This is a genomic window from Sphingopyxis sp. H115, assembly GCF_001468465.1.
Classification (GTDB): Bacteria; Pseudomonadota; Alphaproteobacteria; order Sphingomonadales; family Sphingomonadaceae; genus Sphingopyxis.
Window position 1 is genome coordinate 1 of sequence record NZ_LNSA01000007.1, and the last position, 25,607, is coordinate 25,607.

Here is a 25,607-nt window from a genome sequence, read left to right on the forward strand (position 1 = left end):
CTGATCGTCCTCATTTGGCGTCCCGAATCGCTGGCGGGCCCGAGCTTCCAGTTGAGCTTCGCCGCCGTCACCGCGATCATCGCGCTGCACGAAAGCCGCCCGATGCGCGCCTTTATGGCGCGCCGCGAGGAACCGTGGCTTTTTCGGCTGGGCCGGGGCGTCGCCGGGCTGTTGATCACCGGGCTGGTCGTCGAGGTCGCGCTGGCGCCGATCGCGCTGTTCCATTTCCACAAGGCGGGGCTTTACGGCGCGCTCGCCAATGTCGTTGCGATCCCGCTGACGACCTTTGTCATCATGCCCGCCGAGGCATTGGCGCTGGCGTTCGACAGCGTCGGGCTCGGTGCGCCCTTCTGGTGGGTGGCCGAGCAGGCGCTGCGCGCGCTGATCGTGCTGGCGCACGGTGTCGCCAACGCCCCGGGCGCGGTCGCGATGATGCCGAGCTTTCCACGGTGGGGCTTTGCCCTCGCGATATTCGGCGGATTGTGGATATTATTGTGGCGGACGCGCTGGCGGATCGCCGGGGCGGCGCCGCTGGCGATCGGCATCGCGGCGCTGCTGTCCACGCCGCGTCCCGACTTGCTCGTCACCGGCGACGGGCGCCATATCGCCGCCGCGCTTCCCGATGGCGGCTATGCGCTGCTGCGCGGCCGCGCGGGCGATTATGTTCGCGACATGGTCGCCGAAGCCGCCGGCGTCGACGCGCCGCTCCTCGCGCTCGCCGAACTCGACCACGTCGAATGCAACCGCGATTTCTGCCGCTGGACGCAGGGCGAGGGCGGGACGCGGCGCGTCATCCTGGCATCGCACGGACGCGACCGGATCGAGGGGGCCGATATGGCCGCCGCCTGCGCCGCGGCCGATGTCGTGATCAGCGACCGCTGGTTACCGCGCGAATGCGTCGGCCGCTGGCTGACGATCGACCGCGACAGCCTGGCCGAAACGGGCGGGCTGGCGCTGTATCTGGGCACGGCGCCCGAAGCCGTCGCCGCGAAGCGCGCGGGCGACGAGCATCCGTGGCGGTTGCCGCAGCAGCTTAGTGGTAACGACGAAGCAGTCCCGACAGCCGACCTTGCACGATGACGCGATCGGCGGGGTAGCGCTGCGGCTCATAGGCGCTGTTCGCGGGGTCGAGCCGGATCAGCGGGCCTTCGCGGCGGAAATATTTGAGCGTTGCATCCTGCCCGTCGACGAGCGCAACGACGATATCGCCCTCGCGTGCGGTGCTCGCCTTCTGGATCAGCGCATAATCGCCGTCGAAAATGCCCGCTTCGACCATCGAGTCGCCCGAGACTTCGAGCGCATAATGTTCGCCCGAGCCGAGCAAGGCGGCGGGGACGGCGAGATTGTTATGGTCCTCGAACGCCTCGATCGGAACGCCGGCCGCGATCTTGCCGTGCAGCGGGATTTCGATGACGTCGTTCGCCGCGATCGGTTTCAGCGCGGGGGCGGGCTTGCGGAGCGGAACGACATTGTCGCTACGCTCACGCGCCGCGGGTTTCGCGGCGTCGGGCAGCTTCAACACTTCCAAAGCGCGGGCGCGATTGGGCAAGCGGCGGAGAAAACCTCTTTCTTCCAAGGCGCTTATCAGGCGATGTATGCCCGATTTCGACTTGAGTCCCAGCGCCTCCTTCATCTCCTCGAACGAGGGCGAAATGCCGCTGGCGTCGAGTTTTTGCTGGATGAAGTGGAGCAGCTCATGCTGCTTTGCGGTCAACATCGATCATTCTCCATGATGCCATTACCGGACATAGGGGGAACGATAGTGGAACAAAGCGGAACTTGTCAAGCGATGACGATATATTCCGCCATTTCGCCGCGATCGCGCGCGGGCGCCCCGATATCGCGGATCAAGAGGGCGTTGGCCGAGGCTAGCGGGAGGGTGCGTCCGCTCTCTTGCCCAATCATCGGCATCAGCCTGCCATTTTCCAGCCGCGCACGGAGATAGTCGCGGCGCGTCCCGCCTTCGCCGAGCGGTGCGGCAAGGGGTGCTCGATGGACCGGCGGCAAGGGAGTGCTTGCCCCCGCAAGATGGCGGACGAGCGGCAGCAGGAACAGGGTCGCGGTGACAAACGCTGACGAGGGGTTGCCGGGCAGGCCGAGTAGCACTGCATCGCCGAGCGTGCCGGCGATCAGCGGCTTGCCGGGGCGCATTGCGATCTTCCAGAAATCGAGCCGACCGCCGGCATCTTCGAGCGCGCCGCGGACATGGTCATGATCGCCGACCGAGGCGCCGCCGACGGTGACGATGACGTCGTGACGTCGTGCCAACTCCTTGAGCGCGCTCGTAAGTTTTGCGCGATCGTCGGGAAGATGGTGCGCGAGGACCGGCCCCTCGGCCTCGCCCGCGAGCATCGCGGCGAGCATGGCGCCGTTGCTGTCGGGGATCTGGCCGGGCGCGAGCGGACGTCCGGGTGGTACGAGTTCGTCGCCGGTGGTGACGATCGCGACGCGCGGGCGGCGCCCGACGGCCAGCTCGCCCGCACCGCTCATCGCCGCGGCGGCGATGGCTCCGGGCGTCAGGCGCGCGCCCGCGGGCAGCAGGCAGTCGCCGGCGGCGAAATCGGCCGCGCGGGCCCGGACGTGGCCGCCGCGCGCCCCGGGGCCGTCGCGCGTCAGCGTTACCCTGTCGCCCGCGCGCGCGACATCTTCCTGAACGACGACCGTGTCGGCGCCGGCGGGAAGCATCGCGCCGGTGAAGATGCGCATGGCCTCGCCGGGACCCACGCTGCCATCGGGCGCGGCGCCGGCGGCGCTTTCGCCCGTGACCGTCCACGGGCCGGGCAGGTCGTCGAAGCGGATCGCATAGCCGTCCATGGCGGAGAGCGGCGCGGCAGGCTGGTCGCGCCGCGCGATGACGTCGCGTGAAAGGTGGCGGCCAAGTGATTCGGAAAAGGCGACATTTTCGCTACCGAGCGGTGAGCGAAGCGCGAGCAGCCGCGCCTGTGCGTCCTCGACCGGCAGCAGGCCGCTCATTGGGCGCGCCAGTCGCCCGAGCGTCCGCCGCTCTTTTCGAGGAGACGGATGTCGCCGAGGATCATCGCGCGGTCGAGCGCCTTCGCCATGTCATAGAGGGTCAGGAGCGCGACCGAGGCGGCGGTCAGCGCCTCCATCTCGACCCCCGTCTGCCCCGTCGTCTGGGCGACAGCGACGACCGATATGCCATTGTCTTCCCATGTAAAGTCGACGCTCACCTTGGTCAGTGCGAGCGGATGGCAAAGCGGGATGAGGTCCGCAGTGCGCTTGGCGCCCATGATGCCGGCGATGCGCGCGGTCGAAAGGACGTCGCCCTTGGGCGCGTTACCGCTGCGGATCGCGGCGAGCGCTTCCGCCGACATCGTAATGCGCCCGCCGGCGACCGCGCGGCGCTGCGTCGCGGGCTTGGCGCCGACGTCGACCATATGCGCGGCGCCGGTTTCGTCGAGGTGAGTCGGTTTGAATGTCATGCGCAGGCAGGGAAGCAATGCGAGGCGGGAAAGGCAAGGGCGATGGTTAAAGGATGGCAACGACCGGTTTCAACCGAAAGTCGTCGTCAGCCCTCGACCAGCGCTTTCGTTGCCGCCGTGACGTCATCCTGGCGCATCAGGCTTTCGCCGACAAGGAAGGTTTTGACCCCGCTTTCGGCGAGGCGCAGGCAGTCGGCGTGGGTGGCGATGCCGCTTTCGCCGACGAGCAATGTGCCCGGCGGGACGAGCTTTGCGAGGCGTTCGGTCACCGCGAGGTCGGTTTCGAAGGTGCGAAGGTCGCGGTTGTTGACGCCGATCAGGCGCGATTCGAGCTTGGTCAGCGCGCGGTCGAGTTCGGCTTCGTCGTGGACCTCGACGAGCACATCCATGCCGCGTTCGATCGCTGCGGCCTCGATCTCGCGCATCGCGCCGTCTTCGAGCGCGGCGACGATGATCAGGATCGCGTCGGCGCCGATCGCGCGCGCCTCGGCGACCTGCCAGGGGTCGACCATGAAATCCTTGCGAAGCGCGGGCAGGATGCAGGCCGCGCGCGCCGCGACGAGATAATCCTCATGCCCCTGAAAATAGGGCGCGTCGGTCAAGACCGACAGGCAGGCGGCGCCGCCGGCTTCATAAGCGCGGGCATGGTCGGCGGGATTAAAATCTCCGCGAATCAGCCCCTTGGACGGCGATGCTTTCTTGATCTCGGCGATCAGCGCGATTTTGCCGGAGTCGACCTTGGCCCGTAGCGCCTTGTGGAAACCGCGCACCGGACCGGCGTCGATCGCGTCGAGATCGGACAGCGAGCGGACCGCGCGCCGCGCGGCGACCTCTTCGGCCTTGGTGGCAAGGATTTGCGTGAGCTTGTTCATTTATAGGCGATCCAGCAATTGAGCAGCGCGTTGGCAAGGCCCTTGTCGATCGCCTCGGCGGCTTCCTCGACGCCTTGGAGCAGCGTGTCGGCGGCGCCGGCGACGACAAGCGCCTCGCCGGCGTTGTAGAGCACGGCGTCGCGATAGGCGCCGGGTTCACCTTGCAGCAGTGCGCGCAGCGCCTTGGCGTTATAGGCGGCGTCGCCGCCGCGGATTTCTTCGAGCGGCCGCGTCGGCAGGCCGGCATCGGCGGCCTCGCTGCGCTGCATACGGACGCCTTCGGGCGTGACGATCGCGACCTCGTTACCACCCGCGAGCGACAGTTCGTCGAGCCCCTCGTCGCCCGAGATGACACGCGAATGGTCGGTACCGAGCCGGTGCAACGCCTCGGCATAGACGGGGACATAGGCGGGGCGCGCGATGCCGATCAGCTGGCGCGTGACGCGCGCGGGATTGGCGAGCGGACCCATCAGGTTGAAGATCGTGCGGCGGCCGAGCGCCTTGCGGATCGGCATGATGCGTTTCATCGCGGGATGATGATGCGCGGCGAAGAGGAAGCAGATGCCGAGGTCGGCGAGCTGCGCTTCGGCCATGTGCGACGCGCGGTCGAGGTCGAGCCCGAGGACTTCGAGCGTGTCGGCGGCGCCCGATTTCGACGAAGCGGCCCGGTTTCCGTGTTTTGCGACCGGAACCTCGCACGCCGCGACGACGATCGAGACGGCGGTCGAGACGTTGAGCGTGTGGTGGCCGTCGCCGCCGGTGCCGCAAACGTCGATCGCGCCCGCGGGGGCCGCAATGGGGATCAGCCGGTCGCGCATCGCCTGCGCCGCGGCGGCGATTTCGACCATCGTCTCGCCGCGATCGGACAGCGCCGCCAGGAAGGCCGCAATCTGTTCGTCGTTGGCACGACCGTCGAGCATCGTCGCGAAGGCGTCGGCTGCCTCGTCATCGGCGAGCAGTTCGGACGGGTCGGGAAACGGGCCGAAGCGGCTCATGCCGCCTTCCGCTCGCCGACCGGCAACCCCGCGATTTCCAGGAAATTGGCGAGCATCGCGTGGCCATGCTCGGTCGCGATGCTTTCGGGATGGAATTGCACGCCGTGGATCGGGAGGTCGGCGTGGCGGAAACCCATCACCGCACCGTCGTCGCTCGTCGCGTTGATGACGAGGTTTTCGGGGATGTCGACAACCTCGAGGCTGTGGTAGCGCGTCGCCTGGAACGGCGAGGGCAGGCCGGCGTAGAGCCCGCTGTTGTCGTGGCACACGGGCGAGGTCTTGCCGTGCATCAGGTGCCCGCGCTGGACGGTGCCGCCGAAATGCTGGCCGATGGCCTGATGGCCGAGGCACACGCCGAGCAGCGGGCGGCGCGCGTCGGCGCAGGCGGCGACGAGGTCGAGGCTGATGCCCGCTTCATTGGGAGTGCAGGGACCCGGCGAGATGAGGATCGCATCGGCGCCGGTCGCGAGGGCTTCGGCGGCGGTAAGCGTGTCGTTGCGTTCGACGCGCACGTTGGCGCCCAGCTCGATCAGATAATGAACGAGGTTGAAGGTGAAGCTGTCATAATTGTCGATGACGAGGATCATGGTGGGGCCGTAACGATTTTGATGCGGTGGGGGAAGGGATAGAAGCTTCTCGCCCGCCAAGCGCAGCTGTTACTGCCCATATCCCGGCGTGCCCGCGAGCCGGACGGCTTCGCGCGCGGCGGCGAAGAGGGCGCCGGCCTTGGCTTCGCATTCGCGCTGTTCATAGGCGGGGTCGCTGTCGGCGACGATTCCCGCACCGGCCTGGACGTGCATTTCGCCGTCCTTGACGATCGCGGTGCGCAGCACGATGCAGCTGTCCATATTGCCGTCGGGAGCAAAATAGCCGACGCCGCCCGCATAAGGTCCGCGCGCATCGGCTTCGAGCTCGGCGATGATCTGGCACGCGCGCACTTTCGGGGCGCCGCTGACCGTCCCCGCCGGGAAACCCGCGAACAGCGCGTCGATCGCGTCCTTGCCCGGCGCAATGCGGCCGATGACGTTCGAGACGATGTGCATGACGTGGCTGTAATATTCGACCGTGTAGCTGTCGGTGACCGTGACGCTGCCGCCGACCGCCGCGCGGCCGACGTCATTGCGGCCGAGGTCGAGCAGCATCAGATGTTCGGCGCGCTCCTTCGGATCGGCGAGCAGGCTGTCGCGATTTTCGACATCCTCGGCGCTGGTGCGGCCGCGCGGGCGAGTGCCAGCAATGGGGCGGATCGTGATCTCGCCATCGCGCACCCGAACGAGGATTTCGGGCGACGAGCCGATCAGCGCAAAGCCCGGAAGGTCGAGGAAATAGAGGAAGGGCGAGGGGTTCACGCGCCGCAGCGCGCGATAGAGATCGAAGGGCGGCAGGTCGAATGGCGTCGAAAAGCGCTGCGAGAGCACGACCTGGAAGATGTCGCCCGCGGTGATATAGTCCTTTGCCGTCGCCACCATTTGCGCGAAGTGCGCGGGCGTCGTCGCGGCGTTCGCTGTGATGTCGGCCGGGAGCACTTCGGTCGTCGCGCGGTCGTTGTGCGCGCTGAGGCTCGACAGGCGTGCCGCGACGGTATCGAGGCGTTCCTGCGCCGCCTCGATCATCCGGTCGATCGCGCCGTCGGGATCGGGCCAGATCGGCGCGATCAGGAACAATTCGTCGGCCAGCCGGTCGAAGACGAGAATCGTCGTCGGACGCACGAAAATCATATCGGGCAGGCCGAGCCCGGCGCCCGGCGCGCGCGGGATGCGTTCGACGAGGCCGATCGTTTCATAAGCGAAGAAGCCGACGAGCGTCGCAAGCGCCTTCGGCAAGCCTTCGGGCACGTCGAAGCGGCATTCGGCGACAAGGTTGCGCAGCGCCTGAAGCGCGCCGGTTTCGAGCGGCTGGAACGCGGTGCGGTCGCGGCGCCAGTCGCGGTTGATGCGCGCGGCGTCGCCGGTGACTTCGAAGAGCAAATCGGGGTCGAGCCCGATCAAGCTGTAGCGTCCGCGTGTCTCCCCGCTTTCGACCGATTCGAGCACCCAGTCGCCCCGTCCGGGCTCGATCAGCTTGAGCGCCGCCGAGACGGGGGTTTCGACATCGGCGATCAGGCGTTGCCAGACGACCGCGCCGCGGCCCCCGGCCAGCGCTTCGAGCGCGGCGGCCTTGCCCTCAAGCGTCACGGGAGGGCTATTCGGCGACCGGCGCGTTGCCGGTGAGTTCGGCGCGGAGCTGGTCGACGAGCTTTTTGTTGATCTTCACCCCGACGCGGCGCTTTGCCTCGGCAGCGAGCTGTCCGACGAGTTCGTTGCCAAAGGCGGGGGCGAGCGGCTGGGCGATCGCGGCGACGCGGGCGGGGTCGATCGATTTCGGATCGGGACGCTGCACCTCGCCCAGCGAGATGACCATCCAGCCGCGGTTGCCCGGGATTTCGAGCGTTTTCACGCTGCCCTCTGCCATCGAGAATAGGAGGGCGAGTTCGGGCGGGACCGGCTGGCCGTTGGCGCCGAGTTCGGCGCGGCGCCCGCCGATCGACTGGACGTTGCCGATATTCGGGCCGGCGGCGGCGACCGCCGCGGCAAGGCTCTTGCCGCCCTCGACCGCTTTGGTGATCGCGCGCGCCTTGTCGCGGGCAACCTTCTGCCCCTCGGCAAAGCGCCATTCGGAGAGCAAGTCGCCGCGGATCTGAGCGAAGGGCGGCGGCGCGGCTTCGGCGATCGATTTCACCGCGTAGACGGCGAATTTTTCATTCTCGACGAGCGTCGCGATATGGCTTTCGCCTTCGCCCGCCGCCTGGAAGGCCTGCGCGACGAGCGGCGCAAGTTCGGGCGCCATCGTATAGCCGGGCTGTCCGGGCGCGCGGCCGCTCGGCAGGATCGCCGGCGTTTCGACGATCTGCAGCTTGCGGTCGGCGGCGACTTCCTCGATCGACGCGCCGCCATTCACCGCGTCCTGCAGGTCGTTGTAATAATCGACGATCGCCTCGTTCGCCTTGTTCTTGGCGAGTTCGGCGCGGATTTCGGGGGTCGCCGCAGCGAGGTCGCGCGCGGGCTTTGCGGTCACGTCCTCGACGCGCGCAACGATCCAGCCGAGCCCGGTCTGCAAGGGCCCGACGACGTCGCCGCGCTTCGCTGCGAAGGCCGCCTTGGCCGCGGCGGCGCTGCTGGTCGCGGCATAGGCCGACTGGGTGAGGTCGCCGGTAGTCGAGGCCGAGAGCCCCGCAGCCTGCGCGGCGGTGGCGAGCGAAGTCCCGCCGCGAACCTTGGCGGCGAGGGCGTTGGCGGCCGCCTGATCGGGGACGATCACCTGCGCAAAGCGGCGCGTCTCGCTGGCGGCGAACTGCGCGGCATTGTCCTTGTAGACCTTGGCGATTTCGGCCTCGGTGACGGCGGGAACGGGAACCGCGTCGCGATCGAACTGCGCATATTGAATCACCCTGCGCTCGGGCACGGTGAACCTGGCCTTGTTCTGCGACAGATATGTCTGGAGCGCGGCGTCGCCGGGATCGGCAGTCGGCGCAAAGGGGCTGGACGGTATGAATGCGGCCTGTCCGCGGCGCTGTTCGAGCAGCAGCGCGGCATAAGGCCGCGCCATGCCCGGCGCGATCCGCGGCATCGATGCGATCGGCGCGGCGAGTTGTTCGAGCAGCAGCTGTTGGCGCAGGTCGCGGCGGAACTGGGCTTCGTTGATGCCGTTCTGGCGCAGGAAATTCTCGAACACCTTTTGGTCGAACGACCCTGCCACGCCCGCGAAAGCAGGCACGTCGGCGATGCGGCCATCGACGAGGCGCTTGCTGACGCCGAAGCCCATTTCGCGGGCGAATTGTTCAAAGGCGAGCCCCTCGACGAGCTGATCGAGCACCTGATCGAGGCCGCCCGATTCGACGAATGCCGCCATCGTCAGCCCCGGCTGCTGCTGCCGCGCCTGGTCGTAGGTGAGGCGCGCGCGGTCGCGCAGTTCGCCGACCCCGATGGCCTCGCTGCCCACTTCGGCGACGTTGGCGCCGCCGATCCCGCCAAAGGTGGAATTGCCGGTCACATCGCTGAGCGCAAAGGCAAGCCCGACAAGGACGACGAAGGCGAGGGCAAGGAATTTGCCGATCGTCGAGGAAAACATGGCGCGGATGGCGGTAATCATGAAACGGGCGTTCTTTCGGCAAGGCGCCTGTTCAGGCGCGTTCGGGCGTTGCTTTAGGCGGGAGGCGGGGCCGCATCAAGGCTGGAAAGGGGCTTTTCGTGCCGACCGACGCCGCTTGCCTATCGCCCCCGCGGGCCGCTAGGGCACGAGGCATCGGTTCAGAAAGCGGGAGAGACGAGGCAATGGCACGGCGCAAATATGTGGTCGGCAATTGGAAGATGAACGGCCTGTCGGCGTCGATCGCCGACGCGCGGGCGATTTTCGCAGGCGTTGCCGGGCATCCTGCGGTCGATGTCGCGCTTTGCCCGCCGTTCACGCTGTTGGGCGCGATGGCCGCGGTGCCGGGGGCGGTGGTCGGCGGGCAGGATTGCCACCGCGCCGCATTGGGGGCCTTCACCGGATCGATCGCCGCGCCGATGCTCGCCGATGCGGGTGCCAGCCTCGTTATCGTCGGACACAGCGAACGGCGCGAGGGCTTCGGCGAGAGCGACGGCGATGTGCGGGCAAAGGCCGAGGCGGGCCTGACCGCGGGATTGTCGGTCATCCTTTGCGTCGGCGAGCCCCGCGACGTACGCGAATCAGGCAGCGCGATCGATTATGTGCTGGCGCAGATCGCGGGATCGGTGCCGGATAATTTCGATCCGCAGCGGCTTGCCATCGCCTATGAACCGATCTGGGCGATCGGCACCGGGCTGGTGCCGACTGTAGACGACGTCGCCGCGATGCACGGCGCGATTCGCGGCGCGCTGGCCGGTCGCTTCGGTGCGGCGGCGGACGCAATGCGCATCCTTTATGGCGGTTCGGTCAATGGCGACAATGCCGCCGAATTGCTGGGCGCGGCCGATGTCGATGGTGCGCTGGTCGGGGGCGCCAGCCTGACGTCGGCAAAGTTCCTGCCGATCGTCGAAGCGGCGGCGGTGCTCGGCTGACCTAGCCCGATCCTCCCTGTGGCGAAGCCATGGGGCGGGGGAGTGCAGGGCTTTGTGGAAGGGGCCGCGAGGTGGGCGCCATTGCCCCCCGTCAGCGCTTCGCGCTGCCACCTCCCCATCGCTGCGCGACAGGGAGGACCATCGCGCAGCGACGTATGGGTTGAAGCGAGGCCGCTTCGTCTCTATGTGCGCCGCGGGCGCGGCCCGTGTGATGTCGCGCAAGTTCGGGAAAATCCAATGTCGAATCTGTTCACCTTCCTGCTTGTCGTTCAGGCGCTCGTTGCCGCGACGATGATCGGCGTCATCCTGATGCAGAAGTCGGAAGGTGGCGGTCTGGGCGTCGGCGGCAGCCCCGCAGGCCTGCTTTCGGCGCGCGGCGCGGCGGATTTCATGACCCGTGCGACGACGGTCCTCGCGACGGCCTTCGTCGCGCTGTCGATCCTGCTCGCGGCGATGGCTTCGGTCGGCCGCGGCGGTTCGACGATCGACACGTCGCTGTCGAAGGCGGCGCAGACCAGCGGCGCGGCACCGGCGTCGTCGCTGACCGGTCCGGCGCAGCCCGACGCGCCCGCCGACGCGGCGCCCGCCATCCCGGCGAACGATGATCCGCTGGCGGCTGCCGCCGCGGCGGCGGCAAGCAAGGAAGCTGCCCCAGCTCCCGCGCAGGCGCCCCCCGCCAAGAAATAACCGGCGGCTTCGGCCCCGACCCAGCCCGGCGCGCACGGAAATAATTTCCGTGCGCGCGATTCGACGGCTTGCGCCGTCCCCCTCCCGTTGAGTAAGTCTTTCCTCCCATGGCGCGGTTCATTTTTATCACCGGCGGCGTGGTCTCCTCGCTTGGCAAAGGTTTGATGGCGGCTAGCCTCGCGGCCTTGTTGCAGGCGCGTGGCTATCGTGTCCGTATTCGCAAGTTCGATCCTTACCTCAACGTCGATCCGGGGACGATGTCGCCCTATCAGCACGGCGAGGTCTATGTGACCGACGACGGGGCCGAGACCGACCTCGACCTCGGCCATTATGAGCGCTTTACGGGGGTTGCGGCGCGGCAGAGCGACAATGTCACCTCGGGCCGCATCTATCAGGGCATCATCGCGAAGGAGCGCCGCGGCGACTATCTGGGCGCGACGGTGCAGGTCGTCCCGCACGTCACTGACGCGATCAAGGAATTTGCGCGCGCCGAAACCGACGACCTCGATTTCGTGCTGTGCGAAATCGGCGGCACCGTGGGCGACATCGAATCGCTCCCCTTCATCGAGGCGATCCGCCAGCTCAAGAACGAAGAGGGACGCGAAAACGCCATCTCGGTCCATGTCACGCTGGTGCCCTATATCGCCGCCGCGGGCGAGCTGAAGACCAAGCCGACGCAGCACAGCGTGCGCGAACTCGCATCGCTCGGCGTCCAGCCCGACATCCTGCTCTGCCGCTGCGAAAAGCCGTTGCCAGAGAGCGAGCGCGCGAAGATCGCGCTCTTCTGCAACGTTCGCAAGGAAGCGGTGATCCCCGCGCTCGACGCCGACAGCATCTATTCGGTCCCGGTCCAATATCATGGCGAAGGGCTGGACAGCGAAGTCCTGCGCGCGTTCGGCATCCACGATGCGCCCGCGCCCGACCTGTCGCGCTGGTACGACATCATGGACCGCAAGCAGCATCCCGAGGGCGAGGTCACGATCGGCGTTGTCGGCAAATATGTGTCGCTGCCCGACGCCTATAAATCGCTGAACGAGGCGCTGGTCCACGGCGGCATGGCGCACCGGGTCAAGGTCAATATTCGCTGGCTCGACGCCGAAATGTTCGAGCGCGACGAGGATCTGGCCGCCAATCTGGAGCCGATGCACGGCATCCTCGTCCCCGGCGGCTTTGGCGAACGCGGGTCCGAAGGCAAGATTTCGAGCGTGCGCTTTGCGCGCGAACGCGGCGTGCCTTTCTTCGGCATCTGCCTTGGCATGCAGATGGCGTGCATCGAGGCGGCGCGGAACACGAGCGGTATCGCGGAGGCGTCGAGCACCGAATTCGGCCCGACCGACGAGCCCGTTGTCGGCATGATCACCGAATGGATGAGCGCCGAAGGCTTGCAGAAGCGCGGCGCCGATACCGACCTCGGCGGCACGATGCGGCTTGGCGCCTATGAAGCGAAGCTGTCGCCGAACAGCCATGTCGCGAGCGTCTACGGCGCAAACGATATCAGCGAGCGGCACCGCCACCGTTACGAAGTCAACGGCGCCTATCGCGATCGGCTGGAGAAAGGCGGTCTCGTCTTTTCGGGCATGTCGCCCGACGGCATGTTGCCGGAAATCGTTGAGCGCCCGGACCATCCGTGGTTTATCGGGGTGCAGTTCCACCCGGAACTCAAATCGAAGCCGTTCGACCCGCATCCCTTGTTCGCGGGCTTCATCGAAGCGGCGGTGAAACAGAGCCGGCTGGTCTGACCGACGCGCCAGCAGGGAAAAAAAAAGGGGTTTAGGGGCATGGATCACGCGAAACTCGCCGAGTTGCAGGGCCCCGACAGTATCTTTTCCGGCCTTTCGATCGACGATTGGGCCGAGATCGTGAGCCGCGCGGTGCAGGTCAATTTCACCAAAGGCAAGGAATTGCTTGTCCAGGGCGATCCGGGCGACATGATGCTGATCCTGACTGAAGGCACGGCGCGCGTGTCGATGCTGACCGCCGGCGGGCGCGAGATCGTGCTCGCCTATGCCGAACCCGGCGCGGTGCTGGGCGAGATCGCGTTGCTCGATGGCGGCGAGCGCACCGCATCGGTCACCGCGACTAGCGCCGGCAGCGCGCTCCAGCTCGGCCGCAATGCGCTCAAGGATTTCGCTGCGAGCCATCCCGAATTCGCCTGGTCGCTGATGCAGCAGCTCGCGCGGCGGCTGCGCACCGCCGACCAGACGATCGAAAGCGACCGCGCCTATGCGTCGGGCCCGCGTCTCGCGCGCTATCTCAAACGGTTGATCCACAAGGACGTCGAGACGTCGCAGCGCGTCGAGCTCAGCCAGACCGAACTCGGCAATTTCGCGGGCATGAGCCGCGAACATATCAATCGCCAGCTGAAAAGCTGGGAGGAGTCGGGCGTAATTTCGCTCGAACAGGGCCGCGTGCGTGTGCTCGATGCCGAAATGCTCGAGGATATCAGCGAGAGCGAAGGGTAAGGGCGGCTGCTAACGACCGATTGCGGACCTTAATCCTCCCTGTGCCGCAGGCATGGGGAGGTGGCAGCGCGAAGCGCTGACGGAGGGGCAAATGGCACGACGCCGCGGCCCCTCCACCACGCCCTCCGGGCGCGGTCCCCCTCCCCATCGCTATGCGACAGGGAGGATATTTTCACTTCGTCATCCCGGACTTGATCCGGGATCCATCGCGGCGTCGAAGTCGTGGACCCCGGATCAAGTCCGGGGTGACGAGGCGGCGGAACCGACGGCCCCTTACCACCCCCAATCCGACGCCTGCAAAAAGGTCTTTCCTACAATATCGGGCTATGCCAGCCTTCATCCCGGCTCTTTCATCCGGTAGATAAAAGCGGTTTTGGCCGGTTTGCGCACGCGATCGCGGTTGGGTGCGTCCCGCACCCCTGCGGCGTCAAATCGGGCAGCGCACAAGGCTGACCTTTACTGAACTTTGGACAGGTCACAGGGGGTGGCAGCGAACCACCCCAAAACGGACATCGAATTTTCGAAAGGCCGGAATCACAACGCCCGGGCCTCGTTTCCAAGACCCGGGCGCCTGTGACGAACACTCGCCATCCCCCTTGTTGCAGGCCTGGCGAAAGGCCTGCACTCCCTGGAGCCGGGCCTTTGGGCCGCGTTGAACCAGAAGCCACGGGGGTAGGTCGATGGGGGGGCTTTGTCACCCTCTGACGGGCAAGCCAGCCTGCTTTTGCCGGGCGCTGTGACCAAAGAGCAACATATTTTGCGAATCGTTCGCAGTTTGACGTCATGCCATCGCGCGGTTTTGAGTCCATTGCCAGCGCTGCCGGGGCTGCGTAAAGCGGCGCAATGCGTGACATTCCTCATGCGCCGCAAAGGCCGACCGCCCCATGATCCTGCGTCCTTACGAGCGCACCATCTTCAAACGCTATATGCTTCCGCAGCGCGGCGAGGGCTTCATCTTTGTCGCGGCGGCGTTCAGCTTTGTCGCTGTGACGCTGGGCGTCGCGGCGCTGGTGATCGTGATGAGCGTGATGAACGGGGTGCGCAGCGACCTGTTCGACAAGATCGTCGGACTCAACGGCCATGCGGTGGTGCAGGGCTTTGGCGGGCGGCTCGACGACTGGCAGGACGTGCTGAAACAGGCGAAGGCCACGCCGGGGGTCGTTTCGGCGACGCCGCTGATCGAGCAGCCTTTGCTCGGCACCTATTCGGGCCGGGTCGAGGGCATTTTGGTGCGCGGCATGCTGGTGTCCGACATCCGCAAGAACGAGACGCTCAATGGCAAGGTACTGCAGGGCAGCCTCGCCAGCCTGACGCCGGGATCGGGCAATGTCGCGATCGGCAGCGAACTGGCGCGTAACCTGGGCGCGACGGTCGGATCGAACCTGACGATCATCAACCCCGCGGGCCGTTCGACGCCGTTCGGCACGGTTCCGCGCGAGATCAGCTATCGCATTTCGGCGATTTTCGAGATCGGCGTCTATGATTTCGACAAGGCCTATGTCGTGATGCCGATGGAGGATGCGCAATTGCTGCTGCTCACCGGCGACCAGGTCGGGATGATCGAGATCAAGACGACCGACCCCGACAAGGTCGGCGAGATCCTGCGGCCGCTCGCCGAAAAGGTCGCGGCGCAGGCGGTGATATCCGACTGGCGGTCGATGAATGCCAGCCTGTTCGAGGCGCTGTCGATCGAGCGCGTCGCGATGTTCGTGATCCTGTCGCTGATCGTGCTGGTCGCGGCGTTCAACATCGTCTCGTCGCTGATCATGCTGGTGCGGGCGAAGACCCGCGACATGGCGATCCTGCGCACGATGGGCGCGCCGCGCGACGCGGTGCTGCGCATCTTCATGGCGATCGGCCTGTCGATCGGCATCGCGGGAACGATCATGGGCATGATCTTCGGTTTCGGCCTGCTCTATTTCCGCGCCGGCGTGCTGCGCGGAGTCGAATGGCTGACCGGGCAACCCTTATGGGACCCGTCGATCCGTTTCCTTACCGAATTGCCGTCGAAACCCGATCCGTTCGAGATCACCGGGATCGCGGTGATGGCGATCGTTTTCAGCTTCCTCGCGACGCTCTACCCCGCGTTCAAGGCCGCGAATACCGACCCCGTGCAGGTGCTGCGTTATGAGTGACATCGTGCTCGAACTGAAGTCGCTCAAGCGCAGTTTCACGCAAGGCGACGTCACGATCGATGTGCTGCGCGGCGTCGACGCGCATCTGAAGCGCGGCGAGATCGTCGCGCTGCTCGGCCCGTCGGGATCGGGCAAGTCGACGATGCTGCAGGCGGTCGGCTTGCTCGAAGGCGGCTTCGACGGCACGATCCGGATCGATGGCGAGGATGTCACGCGGTTCGCCCAGGGCGAGCGGACGAAGACGCGGCGCGAGAAGATCGGCTTCGTCTATCAATTCCACCACTTGCTGCCCGATTTCAACGCGATCGAGAATGTCGTGCTGCCGCAGCTGATCCGCGGCGCGGGACAGGCGGAGGCAGAAGAGCGCGCGACCGACCTGCTCGCGCGGTTAGGGCTCGGCGAGCGGTTGCATCACAAGCCGAGCAAGCTGTCGGGCGGCGAGCAGCAGCGCGTCGCGGTGGCGCGCGCGCTGGCGAACCGGCCGCTGCTGGTGCTCGCCGACGAGCCCACGGGCAACCTCGATGAGGCGACTGCGGACCGCGTGTTCGACCAGTTCGTGGGGCTGGTGCGCGACCATGGATCGGCGGCGCTGGTGGCGACGCATAACGAAAGGCTCGCGGCAAAGATGGACCGCGTGCTGCGCTTGCACGAAGGGCATATCGCGGCCTAGGCTGCGCGCTTGCGGAAGGGGACGGACAATGGGGCTTTACGATCTTTCGGCGAAACTGCCCGGGGGCGGATCGCAGTCGCTCGCCGACTATCGCGGCAAGGTGCTGCTGATCGTCAACACGGCTTCGAAATGCGGTTTCACGCCGCAATATGAGGGGCTGGAGGAGTTGTACCGCGATTACAAGGATCGCGGGTTCGAAATCCTGGCCTTTCCGTGCAACCAGTTCGGCGCGCAGGAACCGGGCGACGCCGAGGAAATCAAGAATTTCTGTTCGCTGACCTATGACGTGTCTTTTCCGCTGATGGCGAAGATCGACGTCAACGGCGACGATGCCGATCCGATCTTCAAGCATCTGAAGAAGGAAAAGACCGGCCTGCTCGGCAGCGGGATCAAATGGAATTTTACGAAGTTCCTCGTCGACCGGAACGGCAAGACGGTGTCGCGGCACGCGCCGACGACGAAGCCCGAGCAATTGCGCAAAGAGATTGAAGAACTGCTGGGTTAAGCCTTGGCAGAATCACCGCTGTCACTGTAGCGTCATCCGATGGCCTACAGCCCATTTGTTCCCCTGCGCGTCTTTTCCAGTTTCACGATGCTGGAGGGAGCGATCGAGCCCAAGGCGATTGCGAAAGCGGCGCGCGAGCGCGGGTTTCCGGCGATTGCGGTCGCCGACCGTAACGGGCTTTATGGCGTCATGGCCTTTGGCGACGCGTGCAAGGCGGCGGGGGTGCAGCCGATCGTCGGCGCGCTGCTGAGCGTCGCGCGGCCGGGGCAGAGGCTCGCGAACGGCGCGCCACAGATCGACTGGCTCGCGCTCTATGCGCAGGACGATACGGGGTATGACAATCTGTGCGCGCTCGTTTCGGCGGCGCACCTCGGCCGTCCGGTCGAGCAGGACCCGCATGTCACGCTGTCCGATATCGCCGGCAAGACCGACGGGCTGATTTGCCTGACGGGCGGCGGCGAGGGAGCGCTGGCACGGCTTCTCGCGGGCGAGCAGAAGGCCGCCGCCGGAGATTATGTCGAGCAACTGGAGGCGCTGTTCGGAGGGCGGCTCTATATCGAATTGTCGCGGCGCGGCGATGAGGTCGAGAAGGCGGCCGAAGCGGCGCTGATCGATCTCGCTTATGCGCGCGCGCTGCCGATCGTCGCGACGAACCCCGCGAATTTCGTCGAGCCGCAATTCCACCCCGCGCACGACGCGATGCTGTGCATTGCGCAGTCGGCCTACGTCGAGAGCGAGGACCGGCGCGTGTCGAGCCCCGAGGCCTGGCTGAAGCCGGCCGAGGCGATGGAGGATGCATTTTCGGACTTGCCCGAGGCAATCCGCAACACGCTGGTGATCGCACAGCGCTGCGCCTTCATGGCGCCGAAGCGCAAACCGATCCTGCCGAGCCTTGCCGGCGACCGCGAAGGCGAAGCGGCGCAGCTTGCCGCCGACGCGCGCGCGGGGCTGGAGGCGCGGCTGGCGCTCTATCCCGAGCTGTCCGAGGAGGAGCGCAATGCCTACGTCGCGCGGCTCGACTTCGAGGTCGGGGTCATCGTCCAGATGGGCTTTCCGGGCTACTTCCTGATCGTTGCCGACTTCATCAAATGGGCGAAGGCGCACGATATTCCGGTAGGACCGGGGCGCGGGTCGGGCGCGGGCAGCGTCGTCGCCTGGGCGCTCACGATCACCGATCTCGATCCGCTCAAATTGGGGTTGCTCTTCGAACGCTTCCTCAACCCCGAACGCGTGTCGATGCCCGACTTCGATATCGACTTCTGCGAAACGCGGCGCGGCGAGGTGATCCGCTATGTGCAGGAGAAATATGGCCGCGATACCGTCGCGCAGATCATCACCTTCGGTAAGCTGAAGGCGCGCGCGGTGCTGAAGGACACCGGGCGCGTACTCCAGATGAGCTATGGGCAGGTCGATCGGCTGGCGAAGCTGGTGCCGAACCATCCGACCGACCCCTGGACGCTCGAACGCGCACTGAACGGCGTTGCCGAGCTGATGACCGAATATAAGCAGGACGACGGGGTACGGCGCCTGTTCGACATGGCGCGCCAGCTCGAAGGCCTGCCGCGGCACAGTTCGACCCATGCCGCCGGCGTCGTGATCGGCGACCGGCCGCTCGACCAGCTCGTCCCGCTCTATCGCGACCCGCGTTCGGACATGCCGGTGACGCAGTTCGACATGAAATATGTCGAGACCGCGGGGCTGGTGAAGTTCGACTTCCTCGGTTTGAAGACGCTGTCGGTGTTGAAGGAAGCGAAGCGCTTGCTGGCGCTGCGCGGTGTCGACGTCGATCTCGACACGCTCGCTTGGGACGACGAGGAAGTTTATGCGCTGCTCCAGCGCGGCGAGACCGTCGGTGTGTTTCAGCTGGAATCCGAGGGCATGCGCCGCACGCTGTCAGCGGTGAAACCGACCAATTTCGGCGACATCATCGCACTCGTCGCGCTCTATCGCCCCGGTCCGATGGACAATATTCCGCTGTTCGGCGCGCGCAAGAACGGGCGCGAGCCGATCGCCTATCCGCATCCGCTGCTCGAAGGCATCCTCGCCGAAACCTATGGCATCTTCGTCTATCAGGAACAGGTAATGCAGGCGGCGCAGATCCTCGCCGGCTACAGCCTTGGCGGCGCCGACCTTTTGCGCCGAGCGATGGGCAAGAAGGTGCAGGCGGAGATGGACGCGCAGCGCGAGACGTTCGTGAAGGGCTGCGGCGAGCATAACCAGATCGCACCGAAGGCGGCGAACGAACTGTTCGACTTGATCGACAAATTCGCGGGCTATGGTTTCAACAAGAGCCACGCCGCGGCCTATGCGCTGCTGTCGTACCAGACGGCGTGGCTGAAGGCGCATTATCCGCACGAATTTTTCGCGGCATCGATGTCGTTCGACAGCCACCAGACCGATAAATTGTCGATCTTCATCGACGATATGCGCCGGCTCGGCGTCGGCATCGCACCACCGTCGGTCAACGACAGCGAGGCCGATTTTTCGGTCGGGCGCAGCGATGAGGGGCTGACCGTCCGCTATGCGCTCGGCGCGCTGAAAGGGGTCGGCGAAAAGGCGATGGAGGCGCTCGTCGCCGAGCGCGCGAAGGGCGATTTCGTCAGCCTTGACGATTTTGCGAGCCGCATCGACCCCAAGCTGCTCAACCGTCGCCAGATCGAGGCGCTGGCCGCCGCGGGCGCGTTCGATTGCATCGAGCCCGATCGTCCGCGCGCCTTTGCCGGCGCCGAAAGCCTGCTCGCCTGCGCGAACAGTTCGGCGCACGAACGATCGACGGGGCAGGGCGGGCTGTTCGGCGGTGACATTGCGATCGCCCCCGCGCTCCAGCTGCCCGCCGCCGAGCCGTGGACGCTGGCCGAGCGGATGACGCGCGAGAAGGATGCGTTCGGTTTCTATTTCTCGTCGCATCCGGTCGAGCAATATGAGGCGATCGTGTCGGCGCGCGGCGCGCGCTCCTATGGCGATATCTGCGACAATGTCGAAATGACGCCGGGCACGCGCATCCCGATGGTGATGGCGGCGATGGTCGAAAGCGCACGCCCGCGCGTGTCACAGCGCGGCAACCGCTTTTTGAACCTGACGCTGTCGGACCGCAGCGGCCAGTTCCAGTCGAGCTGTTTCGACGAGATGGCGGGCAAGACGCTGGAGGAACTGGCGGCGGTCGGCGGCTGTGCGATGCTGTCGGTAGAGCTCGACCTGCTCGAAGGCGAGGAAACGCCGCGCGTGACGGTGCGCGGCGCGCAATCGCTGGCCGATATTGCCGCGACCGCGGCGCTGCAGTTGACGTGCCGGGTCGATTTGCCCGAGGCGATTCCGGAGATTGCCAAATGGCTGGAACGGCGCAGTGACGCGCGCGGCAAGGTCGTGATTGCCACGCGCGATCCGCTGACCGACGAGGATGTCCGCATCGAGCTGGGGCGCAGCTTTGCATTGGGGCCCGACACGGTTTCGCGCCTCGAGATGGTTGCTGGGGTCGCCGAAGCCGCGCTGTCGCTGGTCGCGCCGCGCGAATTCAGGGTGCGGTAGCGTCCTTCCCCCTTGCGTATCGGCGGTTCTCGACCCTATCCCTAAGGGGCAACGATAGAATATAGAATAGAGGATGCCTCATGATGGGAATGCAGGGCCAGCCGTTGCTGGTAACCAGCCTGATCGACCATGCCGCGCGCGAGCATGCGGGGCGCGAAATCGTTTCGCGCTGGGCCGACGGCAGCATGACGCGATCGACCTGGGGCGAGGTGGGCACGGATGCGCGCCGCTTCGCCGCGGCGATGACGAAATTGGGCATAAGGAAGGGCGACCGCATCGCGACGCTGGCGATGAACCACGGCCATCACCTGGTCAGCTGGTACGGCAGCGCGGGCATGGGAGGGGTGCTACACACGGTCAATCCGCGGCTGTTCGACGAGCAGCTCGTCTATATTATCAACCATGCCGAGGACCGCGTGCTGTTCTTCGACGCGATGTTCCTGCCAATCGTCGAGCGGCTGCGCGATCAGTTGCCGACGGTCGAGCATTTCATCCTGTTCGACGCGCCGGCGCACGAGGGCTATCTGTCGTACCGCGACCTGATCGACACCGAAGACGGAAGCTTCGAATGGGTGGAGCTCGACGAACGCGATCCGGTCGGACTTTGCTATACCAGCGGAACGACGGGCAATCCCAAGGGCGTGCTTTATGAGCATCGGTCGAACGTCATCCACGCGATAACCGAAATCCAGCCCGACGTGTTCGACATGTCGAACCGCAGCGTCGTCCTGCCGATCGTGCCGATGTTCCATGCCAACAGCTGGGGCATTCCCTTTGCCGCCGCGACGGTCGGCGCGAAGCTGGTCTTTTCGGCGACCAACGATGCGCAGGTGCTTTGCGACCTGATGCACGCGGAAGGCGTGACGCACAGCGCCGGCGTGCCGACGGTGTGGCTGGCGATGTTCGGCCATATGGATGCGACGGGCATCGATTATGGCAAGTTGCAGCGCGTCATCATCGGCGGATCGGCGGCGCCCCGCGCGATGATCGAACGATTCATGAAGGCGGGCGTCGAGGTCGCGCACGCATGGGGGATGACCGAAACCTCGCCGATCGGCACCATGGGCAAGCGGCCGTGGAACTGGGACGAGATGAGCTTTGACGAACGCGTGGATGTCGTGTGCCGCCAGGGCTGCCCGCCGTTCGGGGTCGAATTGCGTATCGTTGACGACGAGGATCGCGAATTGCCGCGCGACGGGGTGACGAGCGGGCGGCTCCAGATCCGTGGACCCTGGATCATCCGGCGCTATTTCAAGGCCGACCGGGACGCGACCGATGCTGACGACTGGTTCGATACCGGCGACGTGTCGGTGATCCACCCCGACGGCGTGATGCAGATTACCGATCGCGCCAAGGACGTCATCAAGTCGGGGGGCGAGTGGATCAGCTCGATCGAGCTGGAAAATGCCGCGGTCGGCGCGCCGGGCGTGCAGGAGGCCGCGGCGGTTGGCGTCTATCACCCCAAATGGGACGAACGGCCGATCCTGCTGATCGTGAAGAAGCCGGGGGCCGAGGTGAGCGAGGCGGCGATCGTCGAATATCTGAAGGACAAGGTCGCCAAATGGTGGCTGCCCGACGAAGTCGTGTTCGTCGACGAATTGCCGCACACGGCGACGGGCAAGATACTGAAGCGCCAGATTCGCGACGATTATAAGGATTACAAGCTGCGGTCGTTGACCGCCGCATAAACATCACGTCGCCCCCGCGCCGGCGGGGGCGACGGTTGTTCAGAACAGCTCCATCTGCCCATTCCTCTCAGGCGGACGGAACAGGTCACTGCGGAGCGGCGGGAAGCTCTTGTCCATGCCATGTTCGCGCGCGGCGCGTTTGACGCGGGTGCGGATCAGCTGCGCCCAGACACCGTGCCCCTTCATGCGCGTAAAGAAATCGGGGTCGTTGTCGCGGCCGCCGCGGATATCCTGCACCATATGCATCACCTTGTCGGCGCGGTCGGGATAATGCGCGGCGAGCCAGGCGCGGAAGAGCGGGGCGACCTCGTAGGGCAGGCGCATCAATATATAGGAAGCGCGGATCGCGCCGGCTTCGGCCGCGGCGGCCATGATCGCCTCGATCTCGTGATCGGTGATCGCGGGAATGATCGGCGAGATATTGACCTGTGTCGGCACGCCCGCGTCGATCAGCCGGCGGATCGCGGCGAGGCGGCGGCGCGGGTGCGGCGCGCGCGGTTCGAGCGTGCGCGCGATATGGGGATCGAGAGTCGTCACCGATACCGCGACCCCGACGAGATTGTCGCGCGCCATGTCGGCGAGCAGATCGATATCGCGCAGCAGCCGGTCCGACTTGGTGGTGACGATCAGCGGGTGACGCGTTTCGGCGAGCACCTCCACGATCGAGCGCGTGATGCCCCATGCGCGCTCGATCGGCTGATAGCCGTCGGTGTTGGTCCCGATCGCGAGCGGTGCCGCCACATAACCGCGTTTGGCGAGTTCGGTCCGCAAGAGCTTCGCCGCATCGGGCTTGGCAAAGAGCCTGCTTTCGAAATCGAGGCCGGGCGACAGGTCGTGGAAGGCGTGCGTCGGACGCGCGAAGCAATAGATGCAGCCGTGCTCGCAGCCGCGATACGGGTTGATCGAACGATCGAAGCTGATGTCGGGCGACTTGTTGCGCGCGATGATCGTCTTGGGATGCTCGACGGTTACGGTCGTGCGCAGCTTTGGCGTCTCGCCGTCGATATCTTCCACCGCGTCGAGCCAGTCGCCATCGGCGATGCGTTCGGCCGATCCGGTGCGGGTGGGGCGCAAGTTGGTGGGCGCGCCGCGACCGGCGACAGGGGGGAGGGGTTTGGACGATTCCACCGGCGTAGAATATGCGTTCAGTGTGAACAAATAAAGAACAAATGACCCAATGGAGTAGATCATCGTCATGCCCGACTCGATCCGGTATCGATCCGCCGGTGGCGCTATGAACCCCGGATCAGCTCCGGGGTGAAGCCCTTTCCAAGATGGGTTCTACTCCATCAACCGCGGCATCAGCTCGACGAAATTGCAGGGCTTGTGCCGACTGTCGAGCTGCGTCGATAAAATGCCTTCCCACGCGTCGGTGACGGCGCCGGTCGAACCGGGGAGCGCGAAGATATAGGTTCCGCGCGCGACGACGGCGCAGGCGCGCGACTGGATCGTCGAGGTGCCGATCGTCTGATAGCTGAGCCAGCGGAACAGCTCGCCGAAGCCGGGGATGTCCTTGCCGTCGAGCCGGTGGAGGGCCTCGGGCGTGACATCGCGGCCGGTGAGGCCGGTGCCGCCGGTGGTGATGACCACATCGACGTCCGGATCGTCGATCCAGTTGTGGAGGCGCGAGACGATCAGGTCGGTCTCGTCCCTGATAATCGCGCGCGCGGCAAGGATATGACCCGCGCCGGTCAGCAATTCCTCGAGCTTGTCGCCCGAACGGTCCTCGGCCGCGCTGCGGCTGTCCGAAATCGTCAACAGCGCGATACGAACCGGTTTGAAGGTCAGGCTTTCGTCAATCGGCATTGGCGAGGCTGCTCGCATAGGTCAGGCGCGTGCGATCCTTGCTGTCGGGGAAGCGCGGCCATTTGCCCTGCGCGAGCGCGGCGCGGCTGACCGAGGGTTTGCCCTGCTGCGCTTCGTACATCCAGTAGTTGCGCAGGACGATGCCGACATAGCCGCGTGTTTCCCAATAGGGGATCGATTCCATGTAGAGCAGGGGATCGCCTTGATCGCGTATCTCCGTCTGCCAGCGCGCGATCGGGGCGGGGCCGGCGTTGTAGGCGGCGATCACCTTGGGCAGCAGACCGCCGGTCGAGGGGTCCTTGCTCAGATATTGCAGATAGCTTTGGCCCATATCCATGTTCACCGCAGGGATACGCAGGTCGCCGGTGCCGCTGTCGCCGCGCCAGCGCGCGATATCGCGCGCCGTGCCGGGACGCACCTGCATCAGCCCGAAGGCGCCCGCAGGGCTGACCACGGTCCGCTGGAAGCGCGATTCCTGAAGCGTGTGGGCAAAGACGAGCGCGGGATCGACCTTCCACCCGCCATTGGGTTCCCATTTGGGCTGCGGGTACCGAGTCTGCGCTGCGGGCCTGCGGCCGTGCGGCGTGTTGTGGGCGAGATAGAGCTGCGTTTCGGGCAGGCTGAGCGCGCCCGCCATCGCAATCAGCTGGGCATGCTGGTCTGGGTTGCCGATCTGCGCCTGATGGCGCAGCGCCTGACCCGCGTAGATATCCTCGCCGATTTCGGACAGGGCCATTGCAAGGCGGACGTTCGGCAAGTCTTCCAGCGCGCGCCAAGCGCTGCGGTCGGCGCGGACATTCTCGCGCTGGGCGTTGGTTTCGACGCCGAGCGTTTCGGCGGCGAGGAGGCCGTAGAAAGTTTCCTCGTTCGCGGCGGCGGCGCGCAGGCGCGACTGCACCGACGCCGGCTCGCCGGCCGCGATCGCGGCGCGGGCGGCCCAGTAATAGGCAGCGGCGCGCTGTTCGCTGTCGGGCGCTTCCTTTGCGACGCGGTCGAAGGCAACGAGCGCGGTGCGATAGTCGCGCAGACGCCACGAGGCGAGCCCCTGCACCCAAGCGCCCTGCGTCGCCCAGGCGCCGCCGCCGGCGGTACAGGCGAGCGAGAGGCGCAGCGCATTCTGGTCGTCATTCTCGATATAATAGGACCAGGCGACCTTTTGCATCCATTCGGCGCGCGCCTCGGGGCTGAGCTGGTCGAGGACGGCGTTGAGCAGCATTTCGGCGCCCGATGGGTCGTCATTCTTGATCCGGTCGGGAATCGTCGCGGCGAGGCGGGCGGCTGCGGGGTCGCTTACGCTATCGGCGCCGAGACGGCGCGGCGCGCTGCCCGCCCAGGCAAGACGCGCCTGAAAGGGAAGCGCGGGCAGTTCGGTTGCACCGCGTTTCGTCGCCAGCCGGCCGAGCTGTTCGGCCTGCGGCAGGAAAGGCGAGCGCGCAAGGATCGGCATGATGTCGGCGACCTCGGCGCGCGGGCTGTTCGCGGCGGTCAGCAGTTCGGCGCGGAGGAAGTCGGTGAGCGGCCCCGCCTTGGGATCCTGATCGGCGCTGTCGAGCAAGGATTTGGCGTCGGCCCAGCGTTCGCCGCGGATCGCGGCGACGATCTGCGTATAGAGCTGTTTCTGCTTCGACGAGAGAATGTCGGGCACGGTTTGCGCCGCCGGTATCAGCCCGTGATCGCCCGCATCGGCCGCCAGAAGCGGTGACGCCGGTACGGCAAGCGCGAGAAAAGCACAGGAAAGGAAAGTCTTCGTCATCTTTTGCAT

General features: G+C 66.1%; 21 protein-coding genes. 10 read left to right on the top strand and 11 right to left on the bottom strand.

Annotation, left to right across the window (positions count from 1 at the left end):
- Positions 1 to 1,080, top strand: a 1,080-nt coding sequence (locus tag ATE71_RS06850) for a ComEC/Rec2 family competence protein (protein ID WP_160328018.1), incomplete at its 5' end; no start/stop codon positions are given.
- Here ATE71_RS06850 and lexA read toward each other — a convergent pair.
- From lexA to ATE71_RS06890, 8 genes are all read right to left on the bottom strand, one after another.
- Positions 1,034 to 1,717 (bottom strand): transcriptional repressor LexA, encoded by a 684-nt coding sequence (gene lexA, locus ATE71_RS06855; RefSeq protein WP_058802701.1) that lies wholly within the window; start codon positions 1,715 to 1,717, stop codon positions 1,034 to 1,036. The genes ATE71_RS06850 and lexA overlap by 47 nt on opposite strands.
- 65 nt (positions 1,718 to 1,782) lie before the next feature.
- Positions 1,783 to 2,973, bottom strand: a complete 1,191-nt coding sequence (gene glp, locus ATE71_RS06860) for a gephyrin-like molybdotransferase Glp (protein WP_058802702.1) — start codon at positions 2,971 to 2,973, stop codon at positions 1,783 to 1,785.
- Entirely contained in the window at positions 2,970 to 3,443 is a 474-nt protein-coding gene (gene moaC, locus ATE71_RS06865) for a cyclic pyranopterin monophosphate synthase MoaC (RefSeq protein WP_058802703.1), read from the bottom strand. The genes glp and moaC overlap by 4 nt, the downstream gene beginning before the upstream one ends.
- A gap of 86 nt (positions 3,444 to 3,529) precedes the next feature.
- Positions 3,530 to 4,315: an indole-3-glycerol phosphate synthase TrpC gene (gene trpC, locus ATE71_RS06870; RefSeq protein WP_058802704.1), complete on the bottom strand. Its 786-nt coding sequence runs from the start codon at positions 4,313 to 4,315 to the stop codon at positions 3,530 to 3,532.
- A complete protein-coding gene (trpD, locus tag ATE71_RS06875; protein WP_058802705.1) occupies positions 4,312 to 5,310 on the bottom strand; it encodes an anthranilate phosphoribosyltransferase in 999 nt (332 codons plus the stop codon). The genes trpC and trpD overlap by 4 nt, the downstream gene beginning before the upstream one ends.
- The gene (locus tag ATE71_RS06880; protein ID WP_058802706.1) at positions 5,307 to 5,897 is read right to left on the bottom strand and encodes an anthranilate synthase component II; all 591 of its coding nucleotides are present in this window, start codon (positions 5,895 to 5,897) and stop codon (positions 5,307 to 5,309) included. Before ATE71_RS06880 ends, trpD begins: the two co-directional genes overlap by 4 nt.
- Positions 5,898 to 5,966: 69 nt before the next feature.
- Positions 5,967 to 7,484 carry an anthranilate synthase component I gene (gene trpE / locus ATE71_RS06885; protein WP_058802707.1) on the bottom strand — a complete coding sequence of 506 codons (1,518 nt, stop codon included), beginning with the start codon at positions 7,482 to 7,484 and terminating at the stop codon, positions 5,967 to 5,969.
- A 7-nt stretch (positions 7,485 to 7,491) separates the two neighbouring features.
- Positions 7,492 to 9,438 (bottom strand): peptidylprolyl isomerase, encoded by a 1,947-nt coding sequence (locus ATE71_RS06890; protein ID WP_058802708.1) that lies wholly within the window; start codon positions 9,436 to 9,438, stop codon positions 7,492 to 7,494.
- Between the two features lie 182 nt (positions 9,439 to 9,620).
- On the opposite strand from ATE71_RS06890, the gene tpiA reads away from it, so the two are divergent.
- The 9 genes from tpiA (at position 9,621) to ATE71_RS06935 (ending at position 22,039) form a co-directional block, all read left to right on the top strand.
- Complete coding sequence (gene tpiA / locus ATE71_RS06895) at positions 9,621 to 10,367, top strand: triose-phosphate isomerase (protein ID WP_058802709.1); 747 nt, start codon at positions 9,621 to 9,623, stop codon at positions 10,365 to 10,367.
- A gap of 246 nt (positions 10,368 to 10,613) precedes the next feature.
- The gene (gene secG / locus ATE71_RS06900) at positions 10,614 to 11,054 is read left to right on the top strand and encodes a preprotein translocase subunit SecG (RefSeq protein WP_058802844.1); all 441 of its coding nucleotides are present in this window, start codon (positions 10,614 to 10,616) and stop codon (positions 11,052 to 11,054) included.
- A 107-nt stretch (positions 11,055 to 11,161) separates the two neighbouring features.
- On the top strand, positions 11,162 to 12,793 hold the full coding sequence (locus tag ATE71_RS06905; RefSeq protein WP_058802710.1) for a CTP synthase: 1,632 nt from the start codon (positions 11,162 to 11,164) through the stop codon (positions 12,791 to 12,793).
- Between the two features lie 39 nt (positions 12,794 to 12,832).
- A complete protein-coding gene (locus ATE71_RS06910; RefSeq protein ID WP_058802711.1) occupies positions 12,833 to 13,516 on the top strand; it encodes a Crp/Fnr family transcriptional regulator in 684 nt (227 codons plus the stop codon).
- 884 nt (positions 13,517 to 14,400) lie between these two features.
- Positions 14,401 to 15,651 (top strand): lipoprotein-releasing ABC transporter permease subunit, encoded by a 1,251-nt coding sequence (locus ATE71_RS06915; protein ID WP_058802712.1) that lies wholly within the window; start codon positions 14,401 to 14,403, stop codon positions 15,649 to 15,651.
- On the top strand, positions 15,644 to 16,321 hold the full coding sequence (locus ATE71_RS06920; protein ID WP_058802713.1) for an ABC transporter ATP-binding protein: 678 nt from the start codon (positions 15,644 to 15,646) through the stop codon (positions 16,319 to 16,321). The genes ATE71_RS06915 and ATE71_RS06920 overlap by 8 nt, the downstream gene beginning before the upstream one ends.
- Positions 16,322 to 16,349: 28 nt before the next feature.
- The gene (locus ATE71_RS06925) at positions 16,350 to 16,826 is read left to right on the top strand and encodes a glutathione peroxidase (RefSeq protein ID WP_058802714.1); all 477 of its coding nucleotides are present in this window, start codon (positions 16,350 to 16,352) and stop codon (positions 16,824 to 16,826) included.
- A 39-nt stretch (positions 16,827 to 16,865) separates the two neighbouring features.
- Positions 16,866 to 20,351 (top strand): DNA polymerase III subunit alpha, encoded by a 3,486-nt coding sequence (dnaE, locus tag ATE71_RS06930; RefSeq protein ID WP_058802715.1) that lies wholly within the window; start codon positions 16,866 to 16,868, stop codon positions 20,349 to 20,351.
- 83 nt (positions 20,352 to 20,434) lie between these two features.
- A complete protein-coding gene (locus ATE71_RS06935) occupies positions 20,435 to 22,039 on the top strand; it encodes a long-chain fatty acid--CoA ligase (RefSeq protein WP_201022929.1) in 1,605 nt (534 codons plus the stop codon).
- Between the two features lie 39 nt (positions 22,040 to 22,078).
- Here the strand turns inward: ATE71_RS06935 and ATE71_RS06940 are convergent, their stop codons facing one another.
- The 3 genes from ATE71_RS06940 to ATE71_RS06950 all read right to left on the bottom strand — a co-directional run bounded on the left by ATE71_RS06940 (position 22,079) and on the right by ATE71_RS06950 (position 25,607).
- On the bottom strand, positions 22,079 to 23,167 hold the full coding sequence (locus ATE71_RS06940; RefSeq protein WP_058802717.1) for a PA0069 family radical SAM protein: 1,089 nt from the start codon (positions 23,165 to 23,167) through the stop codon (positions 22,079 to 22,081).
- A gap of 153 nt (positions 23,168 to 23,320) precedes the next feature.
- A complete protein-coding gene (gene moaB, locus ATE71_RS06945; protein WP_058802718.1) occupies positions 23,321 to 23,845 on the bottom strand; it encodes a molybdenum cofactor biosynthesis protein B in 525 nt (174 codons plus the stop codon).
- Positions 23,835 to 25,607 carry a lytic transglycosylase domain-containing protein gene (locus ATE71_RS06950; RefSeq protein ID WP_058802719.1) on the bottom strand — a complete coding sequence of 591 codons (1,773 nt, stop codon included), beginning with the start codon at positions 25,605 to 25,607 and terminating at the stop codon, positions 23,835 to 23,837. Before ATE71_RS06950 ends, moaB begins: the two co-directional genes overlap by 11 nt.

Excerpts from the sequence above, each read along its gene's own strand:
- moaC (WP_058802703.1), bottom strand. The coding sequence starts at position 3,443 with ATGACATTCAAACCGACTCACCTCGACGAAACCGGCGCCGCGCATATG.
- ATE71_RS06920 (WP_058802713.1), top strand. The coding sequence starts at position 15,644 with ATGAGTGACATCGTGCTCGAACTGAAGTCGCTCAAGCGCAGTTTCACG.
- glp (WP_058802702.1), bottom strand. The coding sequence starts at position 2,973 with ATGAGCGGCCTGCTGCCGGTCGAGGACGCACAGGCGCGGCTGCTCGCG.
- trpD (WP_058802705.1), bottom strand. The coding sequence starts at position 5,310 with ATGAGCCGCTTCGGCCCGTTTCCCGACCCGTCCGAACTGCTCGCCGAT.
- tpiA (WP_058802709.1), top strand. The coding sequence starts at position 9,621 with ATGGCACGGCGCAAATATGTGGTCGGCAATTGGAAGATGAACGGCCTG.
- dnaE (WP_058802715.1), top strand. The coding sequence starts at position 16,866 with ATGGCCTACAGCCCATTTGTTCCCCTGCGCGTCTTTTCCAGTTTCACG.
- trpC (WP_058802704.1), bottom strand. The coding sequence starts at position 4,315 with ATGAACAAGCTCACGCAAATCCTTGCCACCAAGGCCGAAGAGGTCGCC.
- ATE71_RS06905 (WP_058802710.1), top strand. The coding sequence starts at position 11,162 with ATGGCGCGGTTCATTTTTATCACCGGCGGCGTGGTCTCCTCGCTTGGC.
- lexA (WP_058802701.1), bottom strand. The coding sequence starts at position 1,717 with ATGTTGACCGCAAAGCAGCATGAGCTGCTCCACTTCATCCAGCAAAAA.
- ATE71_RS06910 (WP_058802711.1), top strand. The coding sequence starts at position 12,833 with ATGGATCACGCGAAACTCGCCGAGTTGCAGGGCCCCGACAGTATCTTT.
- ATE71_RS06950 (WP_058802719.1), bottom strand. The coding sequence starts at position 25,607 with ATGCAAAAGATGACGAAGACTTTCCTTTCCTGTGCTTTTCTCGCGCTT.
- moaB (WP_058802718.1), bottom strand. The coding sequence starts at position 23,845 with ATGCCGATTGACGAAAGCCTGACCTTCAAACCGGTTCGTATCGCGCTG.
- ATE71_RS06915 (WP_058802712.1), top strand. The coding sequence starts at position 14,401 with ATGATCCTGCGTCCTTACGAGCGCACCATCTTCAAACGCTATATGCTT.
- ATE71_RS06890 (WP_058802708.1), bottom strand. The coding sequence starts at position 9,438 with ATGATTACCGCCATCCGCGCCATGTTTTCCTCGACGATCGGCAAATTC.
- ATE71_RS06935 (WP_201022929.1), top strand. The coding sequence starts at position 20,435 with ATGGGAATGCAGGGCCAGCCGTTGCTGGTAACCAGCCTGATCGACCAT.
- ATE71_RS06880 (WP_058802706.1), bottom strand. The coding sequence starts at position 5,897 with ATGATCCTCGTCATCGACAATTATGACAGCTTCACCTTCAACCTCGTT.
- ATE71_RS06925 (WP_058802714.1), top strand. The coding sequence starts at position 16,350 with ATGGGGCTTTACGATCTTTCGGCGAAACTGCCCGGGGGCGGATCGCAG.